The organism is Methyloceanibacter methanicus, from assembly GCF_001723285.1.
GTDB classification, from domain to species: Bacteria; Pseudomonadota; Alphaproteobacteria; order Rhizobiales; family Methyloligellaceae; genus Methyloceanibacter; species Methyloceanibacter methanicus.
On the sequence record NZ_LPWG01000010.1, the window covers coordinates 509,229 to 516,846 of the forward strand.

The 7,618-nt window shown below is 63.7% G+C and carries 5 protein-coding genes and 1 pseudogene; 1 reads left to right on the forward strand and 5 read right to left on the reverse strand.

All coding sequences use genetic code 11. The features are described from left to right. Window positions 1-12: 12 nt before the first annotated feature. The 5 genes and pseudogenes from AUC68_RS07450 to AUC68_RS07470 form a co-directional block, all read right to left on the reverse strand. Window positions 13-456: a DoxX family protein gene (locus AUC68_RS07450; RefSeq protein WP_069437017.1), complete on the reverse strand. Its 444-nt coding sequence runs from the start codon at window positions 454-456 to the stop codon at window positions 13-15. A 911-nt stretch (window positions 457-1,367) separates the two neighbouring features. Next, window positions 1,368-3,451, reverse strand: a pseudogene (gene uvrB, locus AUC68_RS07455) (excinuclease ABC subunit UvrB); the annotation flags it as partial. Window positions 3,452-3,697: 246 nt separating this feature from the next. Then, window positions 3,698-4,192: a ferritin-like domain-containing protein gene (locus AUC68_RS07460; RefSeq protein WP_069437018.1), complete on the reverse strand. Its 495-nt coding sequence runs from the start codon at window positions 4,190-4,192 to the stop codon at window positions 3,698-3,700. A gap of 54 nt (window positions 4,193-4,246) precedes the next feature. Beyond that, window positions 4,247-5,155 (reverse strand): 2Fe-2S iron-sulfur cluster-binding protein, encoded by a 909-nt coding sequence (locus AUC68_RS07465; protein ID WP_069437019.1) that lies wholly within the window; start codon window positions 5,153-5,155, stop codon window positions 4,247-4,249. Window positions 5,156-5,352: 197 nt separating this feature from the next. Beyond that, window positions 5,353-6,198 carry a formate/nitrite transporter family protein gene (locus AUC68_RS07470; RefSeq protein WP_069437020.1) on the reverse strand — a complete coding sequence of 282 codons (846 nt, stop codon included), beginning with the start codon at window positions 6,196-6,198 and terminating at the stop codon, window positions 5,353-5,355. A 93-nt stretch (window positions 6,199-6,291) separates the two neighbouring features. Between AUC68_RS07470 and AUC68_RS07475 the strand changes: the two genes are divergently transcribed. Further along, window positions 6,292-7,092, forward strand: coding sequence for a bestrophin-like domain (locus AUC68_RS07475; RefSeq protein WP_069437021.1), 801 nt, complete (start codon window positions 6,292-6,294; stop codon window positions 7,090-7,092). Window positions 7,093-7,618: the final 526 nt, after the last annotated feature.

The following is a 7,618-nucleotide window of genomic DNA, read 5'->3' on the forward strand; positions in this document are numbered from 1 at the left end:
CCGCACGCGTCCTCATTTCATCCGTTGCCAGATGAGGTGATCCAGCGAGATCGCCCCGGGCCCGCGCGCGAGCAGCAGGAACAGGAGCGCGAACCACAGGATGTGGTCGGGCCAGCCCTCCGGAAAGACGAAGATCTGAATGACCGCGACCATGCCGATAAAGGCGAGGGCGGTCAGCCGCGTCGCCAGCCCGATCACCAGCAGGACCGCGCCGATGAGTTCCTGATAGGTGGCGAGATAGGCAGCGATGTCCGGCGGAATGAGCGGGACTTTGTATTCCTCGCGGAAGAGGTAGAACGTGCTGCTCTTGACCTGCAGGAACCCGTCCACCTTGGTCTGCGCCGAGCGCCAGAACACGGAGGCCACGGAAAGCCGCGCCACGAGCGCGACCAGGCTGTAAGGGATCCGTTCGGCCCAGCGCCTTCCGGTCTCCAACCAATCAATCAGTCTCGACATGTGGCCTCCCTGCGTGTGCCCGATTTCATCGGCGCCTAGGCTAGACGAGCTTGCCGTCACGCAGCGCTCATATCTCCTCACAAGCGCTTGACCGGCCCGCGAGCGCGCGCACGAAAAAGCCCGGCACGGGGCCGGGCTCTTCGACGCAAAACTCTCGCTTTCCGGACCGGGGCTGGGTGTCCGCGCGGGCGGGGCGCAGACGGGAGGAGGCGGTCCCGGGAAAGCTTAGGTCGACGGCAGACTATTTGTACGGCACGGGAGCCGGGGGAAGCTCCGTGACCATGGCCTGCTGATGCATATGGAAACACCCGCCAAGGGCGAGAGTCGCGGTGACGACCGCAAGGGCGATGATGGTGCGCATAACTGATTCCCTCTACGCGTTACGTACTCAAATCGGTACGAAGCAAATTTCGCTTCATAGGCTTGAGAAAGCGTTAAAGGGCGGACCGGATTGAAACGGGCCGGCATTTGCGGCCCTTTGCCCCCAAGGACCGGCGTCTCAGAAACCAAGAAGCCCGGCGCGAACGCCAGGCTTCCGGGTCGATAGGCTTCCCCTCGCTTAGGCTACGAGGAGCGGGAAGAAAGATCCATGCCCATGGGGAATGCGTTCGCCAGGTCCCCGGGACATGTGGCAGGAGACATCATCGCACGGTCGATCTCTCTACCCAGATCCGAGGTTAGCGCGGCGTGCGCCGGCCAGCCTTGCTTTGGATCAAGTGTGCGCTCTCGAGAGGTTTGACCCGCGTCAGCCGGCGGGCCTAGCGGCTCTTGCCCTTCAAGGCGCGGGTCCCCGGTTTGCCGGAGCGGGAGCGGGGTTTGGGTTTACGCAACGGGATCTCGCGGTTGTGCGGTCCCATCTCGTCCAGGCTCGGCTTGTGGGGGCGGGAGAGGTCGACGGACGCGGCCGAGCGCTCGAGCTCCGATTGCCGCGCCAGCGGATCGTTGGCGATGGCGAGTTCCATCTGACGCAAGCGCTTGACCTCGTCGCGCAGGCGCGCGGCCTCCTCGAATTCGAGATCGGCGGCGGCGGTGCGCATGCGCTTTTCCATGTCGGCGATGACGCTTTCGATATTGTGGCCCACGGTCCCTTCGAGGGGCGTCTGGCCGTCCTCGGCGAAGCCAATCCCTGCGTCCACCAGCACGTGATCGCGCTCGTACACGCTCGAAAGGATGTCGCCGATATTCTTCTTCACGCTTTCGGGCGTGATGCCATTGGCCTCGTTCCAGGCCACTTGCTTCTCGCGCCGGCGGTTGGTCTCGGCGATGGCACGTTCCATGGAGCCGGTCATGCCGTCCGCGTACAGAATGACCTTGCCGTCCACGTTGCGCGCGGCGCGGCCGATCGTTTGCACGAGCGACGTTTCCGAGCGCAGGAAGCCTTCCTTGTCCGCATCGAGAATGGCCACCAGCGCGCATTCGGGAATGTCGAGACCTTCGCGCAACAGGTTGATGCCGATCAGCACGTCGAACGCGCCGAGCCGCAGATCGCGGATGATCTCGATCCGCTCCAGCGTCTCCACGTCCGAATGCATGTAGCGCACGCGCAGGCCCTGCTCGTGCATGTATTCGGTCAGGTCCTCGGCCATGCGTTTCGTCAGCGTGGTCACGAGCACCCGATAGCCGTTCGCCACCACCTTGCGCGTCTCGTCGATCAGATCGTCCACCTGGGTGGTGGCCGGACGGATCTCCACCGGCGGGTCGACGAGGCCCGTGGGCCGGATGACCTGTTCGGCAAACACGCCGCCAGTCTGGTTGAGCTCCCAGCCGCCGGCGTCGCCGAGACGTAGACGGTCTGCGGGCGCATGGCGTCCCACTCCTCGAAGCGCAGGGGCCGGTTGTCCATGCAGGAGGGCAGGCGGAAGCCGTATTCGGCGAGCGTGGACTTGCGCTTGTAGTCGCCCCGGAACATGGCGCCGATCTGGGGCACGGTGACGTGGCTCTCGTCGACGAAGACCAGGGCGTTGTCGGGCAGGTATTCGAACAGGGTGGGCGGCGGTTCGCCGGGTTTGCGCCCGGTGAGATAGCGCGAATAGTTCTCGATGCCGGCGCAGGCGCCCGTGGCCTCGATCATTTCCAGGTCGAACAGGGTGCGCTGTTCCAGGCGCTGCGCTTCCAGCAGGCGCCCGGCGCCGTTGAGTTCTTCGAGGCGCTGCTTGAGCTCGTCCTTGATGCCGCGCACGGCCTGCTTCAGCGTCGGCTTCGGCGTCACGTAATGCGAGTTGGCGTAGACCTTCACGATGGCGAATTCGTCGGTCTTGGCGCCGGTGAGGGGATCGAACTCCACGATGGATTCGATCTCGTCGCCGAACAGGGAGATGCGCCAGGCCCGGTCGTCCAGATGGGCGGGCCACAGCTCGATCGTGTCGCCACGCACGCGGAAACTGCCGCGCGCGAAGTTCATGTCGTTGCGCCGGTATTGCAGGGCCACGAGGTCGGCCATTAATTGCCGCTGCTCGATGCGGTCGCCGCGCTTCAGGCTGAACGTCATCGCCGTGTAGGTCTCGACCGAGCCGATACCGTAGATGCAGGACACGCTGGCGACGATGACTACGTCGTCCCGCTCCATCACGGCGCGGGTCGCCGCATGGCGCATGCGGTCGATCTGCTCGTTGATGGACGAATCCTTCTCGATATAGGTGTCCGTGCGCGGGATATAGGCTTCCGGCTGGTAGTAGTCGTAATAGGACACGAAATACTCGACCGCGTTGTCGGGGAAGAAGCTCTTGAACTCGCCATAGAGCTGCGCGGCCAGGGTCTTGTTGGGTGCCAAGATGAGTGCCGGGCGCTGGGTGCGTGCGATGACCTGGGCCATGGTGAAGGTCTTGCCCGAGCCGGTGACGCCGAGCAGCACCTGATCGCGCTCCTGCGCGTCCGCCTGGGCCACGAGTTCGGCGATGGCCTGGGGCTGATCGCCCTTGGGTTCCATCTCCGTCTGAAGTTTGAGTTCGATGCCGCCTTCGGATTTCTCGGGCCGCGGCGGCCGGTGGGGCGTGAAGGCGGTGGCCGCGCCGGTGACGAGCGGATGCTCCTGGATCAGCGGCTGGGGCGCCTCGCCGAAGCCGGGATCGCGCCGGTCGCCGGACACCGGCAGGCCGGCGGCTTCGCCGGTAACGGCGCGCGGCTCCGCGCGGGAGCCGAAGGTCTTGGGAGCGCGAGGGGGCATGACCGCGAATATGGAGACCGGGACCAGACTTGGCTAGTGGCTGGTTGGCGCGTGCCCGCCTGGCCAGTGGCAGCCTGGCTAGGGGGCGGTCAGGACGATGTCCACGGGCAGGGGCTTGCCGGCCTTGTGGGCCGCGATCCACCGCTTCAACTCCGTGACGTGCCCGCGTTCTTCCTCGACGAACTCCTTGGCCAGCGCCTTGATCTCGGGATCCTTGGTGGTGTCGAGAACGCTCTTGTAGAACTCGAAGCCCGCCGTTTCGGCATCCAGGGCGATGTCCAGCGCCGCGTCGCGGCCGATCATGGGATCTGCGGCCCAGATCGCCGCCGTCTCCGGGCTCTCCAGCTCCGGCCAGATGAAGTCGCCGGGCTTCAGGTCAGGGATGTCGCGAAAGCCCGAGCGGGCTTTCGCCTCGGCATAGTGCATCTCCGAATATTCCGAGAGTTGCCGGAACAGCTTGCCGACGTCTCTGTTGCCGGACGACTCCATGGCGTCCGCGAGTTGGCCGAATCGTTCGGCTGCTTCCCGTTCCAGATTCATGGCATAGGCAAGAAACTCCTCCACAGTCTCCATAGCGGTATCCTCCACAGGTTTGCGGGTGCCCAGAGCCGGTCGCTGCGAGATCGCTCACGCGCTGGCGGGTAGCTTTGCGCTCTTCTCCGCCCATTCCTCGCGCGTAATCCAAGCCTCGATGACTTTGATCCGTTCGGCCTTGTGCGCGACAAAGTCCCGCGCGGCCGACTCGACTTCGGGGTTCTCCGTCGTCGCGGTGACCGAAACGTAGAACTCATAGGCGCGCGTGGCGCCTTGCAGCGCGGCGCGGAGCGCGTCGGACCGTCTCAGCGTGGCATCGCCCGCGAAGGACGAGTTCCGCTCGGACCCGATCTGTTCGGGCCAGACATAGTCGGGCGGCACCGACTTGCTGTCGTCGATGGAGCCCGCGCGCGCCTTCGCTTCGCCCAGATGCAGCCGTGCGGACTCCGCGAGCTGCCCGAACAGGTTCGCGAGTTCGTCGTCGCCGCAGGCCGACATGTCCTTGGCCAGCTGGTCGTAGTGCACGGCGGCGTCTTCCTCGACCTTCACGGCATAGCTGAGGAACTCGTCCACGGTGGCGATCTTCAGGCCGCCGGCGAAAACCCTGGCGGCAGGGGTGATGTAGGGTCCTTGGTCGGGGACGGTGTCGTCGCCTTCGAAGGAGACGATGATGTCCTCGTGCCGCACGAAGCACTGGCAGGCGAGCCGGTAGCGCGGCGGCATGTCGTTCACCTCCGCGTCGTAGATCTCTTCCTTGGTGATTTTTCCGAGCTGCTTGAGGAGTTCCTTCTCCTTCTCGGTGAGGGCGATCGCGTTCTTGGTCGTGGGGCTGAGATGGGTGACCTCCACGAGGCACGATCCGCATTCGCCGTCCTGGCAGTCGAACGGGATCGGGACCTTGTTCGCTTTTGCGAGATTGAGAATGGTCCCGCGATCGCCTGCGATCGCGTAGACGGTGATGTCCTTCGCCAGCTTTGGCGAAGAAAAGGTGACGTTGGCCATGACGCGTCTCCAATCATGACAGGTTGCCCAGCAAGGCCCCTTGGGCCCAGCACGGGAAAAGCAATCGCCGTGCCAAGAGGAAAACGGCTCAATACCGCGCCTCAGCCGGCGCGCAGCCGAACCCGATTGGCGGAAAGCGGACAATCGCCGGAAATTTGCTTGAGCCAGATCAAGAATTGCTCGGTTTGTGCCGGGCCCTAGCCCTCGAGCTCTTGCCGGACCTGGGCGTAGCTGATCATGGCGAAGAGGACGGTGCCGCCGGCCACGTTGCCCAGCAGCGTCGGTATGAAGAAACCGCCCACCGCCTGGCCAAAGCCAATCTCGCCAATGAGGAACATGTAAATGGCTTCCACCGATCCGGCGATGATGTGAGTGAAGTCACCGAGCGCGATGATGTAGGTGATCAGGGTAATGATGAAGATCTCGGTTCCCTCGGAAGAAGGAAGCATCCACACGAGCGCGGCGATCAGCCAGCCCGACACGATGCCCTTCATGAACATCTCGGCCGGGCTGTTGGCCATCAGATGCCGGCCGATCTCGGTGATCGCGTTCTGCGTCGCGTCCGAAAAGGCTCCCGAATAGGCGAGGAAGGCCGCGAAGAGAAAGCAGCCCACGAGGTTGCCGCCAAGCACGATGCCCCAAAGACGAAGGACATCCCACACGGCGCTCCAGTCCTTCCGCACCATGACGGGGAGAACCGCGGTCAGCGTATTCTCCGTAAAGAGCTGCTGGCGGGCGAGGATCACGATCAGGAAGCCGACGCAGTAGCCGAAGTCGGCGATGATGGCCGCGCTCGGGAAGCGCTGCAGTTGCGCCTCGAGCAGCGCTTGCGACAGGACGGAGAAGCCGATCGACAGACCCGCGGCGAGCGCGGACCACCACAGCGCGTTGAACGTGCGAGCCAGTTCGGCCTCGCCCTCCAAGCGGATGATCTCGTAGACCACGGCTGCCCGGAGCCTGCGGCGCTCCTTGACCTCCTTGGTTTCCTGCCTCGTCAGCCCTTCCTTGGTCTGGGTGTTTTGGGTTGAACCTTTGTCAGCCATAGGTTTTTGTGTCCGAATCGCTTTGATCGCCGGACTAGTCTAGCGAACACCGCCGGACGCGCCCAACACCGACGACGCCAGGATTGCCGCCTCATGGTAGACGACGCTCCCCCGATCGCCTTTCTCGATTTGATGCGCGATACGCCCTTGTGGGTCATCGGCGCCGTCGCGATGGTCGTGGTGGTCTGCTACGCCGTGGGTCTGATGCTCCTTACACGGTATCGGTATGGCGCCGACCGTCTGAAGGAGAACAACGAGGTCGCCGGCTTCAAATATGCGGTGGTCGGCGTTCTTTATGCGGTGCTGCTGGCCTTCGTCGTCATCGCCGTATGGGAGGATTATAGCGAAACGGAGGACTCGGTTCGCGACGAGGCCAAGGCGGCCATCGATCTGTATCGCGTTGCGCAGGCCTTGCCCGACAACGCCACCGCCATTCAGACGGCTGTTCGCACCTATACCAAGAGCGTGTACGAGCACTCGTGGGATTCCATGGCCCTGGGCGGACGGAGCGACGTGGTCGGCGGCAATCTCCGCACTCTCAACGAGGCGATCCTCAAGCTCGAGCCGCATAGTCCCAAGGAGCACGTGTTGTTCCAACACGCGCTCGATCTGGTGACGCTCATTACCGACAGCCGCAACGAGCGTCTGGACAGCGCCAACGGATCGGTGCCGGGGGTGCTCTGGTTCGTCCTTATCGTCGGCGGCATGATCACGCTGGGCTATCCCGCCTTTTTCGCCTCGTCCAATCTGGACGCGCAGATCCTCATGACCGGGTCTTTGGCGGCGCTGTTGGCGCTGACGCTGTTTCTCGGGATCGCCTTCGACTTTCCCTTCACGGGCGATCCTCACATTTCCAAAGCACCGTTCGCGGACGCCCTGCTGCAGATGGACTAAGCACCGGCGCCGCGATCGGTTCGAGATGCGCCGTGCACGGTTTCCGCATGCGACCTGCGCGGTGCTCTTGCAGTGCAAAAACTGCGTGGCACCCGGCCCGCAAAAACGAATCGCTTTACGTGCGCGATGCGCGCGCGCCTGAGTCTTGACGGAGCCTGTGGAAGATTCGCTTGTTGCAGTTCAACGATGTGTCGGAGTTGAATTGCAACAACGCGATTTCTATGTGCGTATACAAAATAAAAACAGTTCACTTGCCATGTGGTGCGGCAAGCCTGGAACACTAGTGAAGCGTAATCTGGAGTACGCGTCCTCGTGAACGGGTCGCTGAGCGACACCAAACAGCATCGGAGCAAACCAATGGCTACGAGAACAACTGGGAAGAAACGTACAGCGAGTAAGAAGCCACCTGCCCGCAAGTCCGCTGCGAGAAAGACGGCGGCGCGCCGGACGACCGCTCGGAGATCGCCGGCTCGGAAGACGGCGCGCGCAAGACCACCGCTCGGAAGACGACGGCCCGCAAGACGAC

Excerpts from the sequence above, each read along its gene's own strand:
- AUC68_RS07450 (WP_069437017.1), bottom strand. The coding sequence starts at position 456 with ATGTCGAGACTGATTGATTGGTTGGAGACCGGAAGGCGCTGGGCCGAA.
- AUC68_RS07460 (WP_069437018.1), bottom strand. The coding sequence starts at position 4,192 with ATGGAGACTGTGGAGGAGTTTCTTGCCTATGCCATGAATCTGGAACGG.
- AUC68_RS07465 (WP_069437019.1), bottom strand. The coding sequence starts at position 5,155 with ATGGCCAACGTCACCTTTTCTTCGCCAAAGCTGGCGAAGGACATCACC.
- AUC68_RS07470 (WP_069437020.1), bottom strand. The coding sequence starts at position 6,198 with ATGGCTGACAAAGGTTCAACCCAAAACACCCAGACCAAGGAAGGGCTG.
- AUC68_RS07475 (WP_069437021.1), top strand. The coding sequence starts at position 6,292 with ATGGTAGACGACGCTCCCCCGATCGCCTTTCTCGATTTGATGCGCGAT.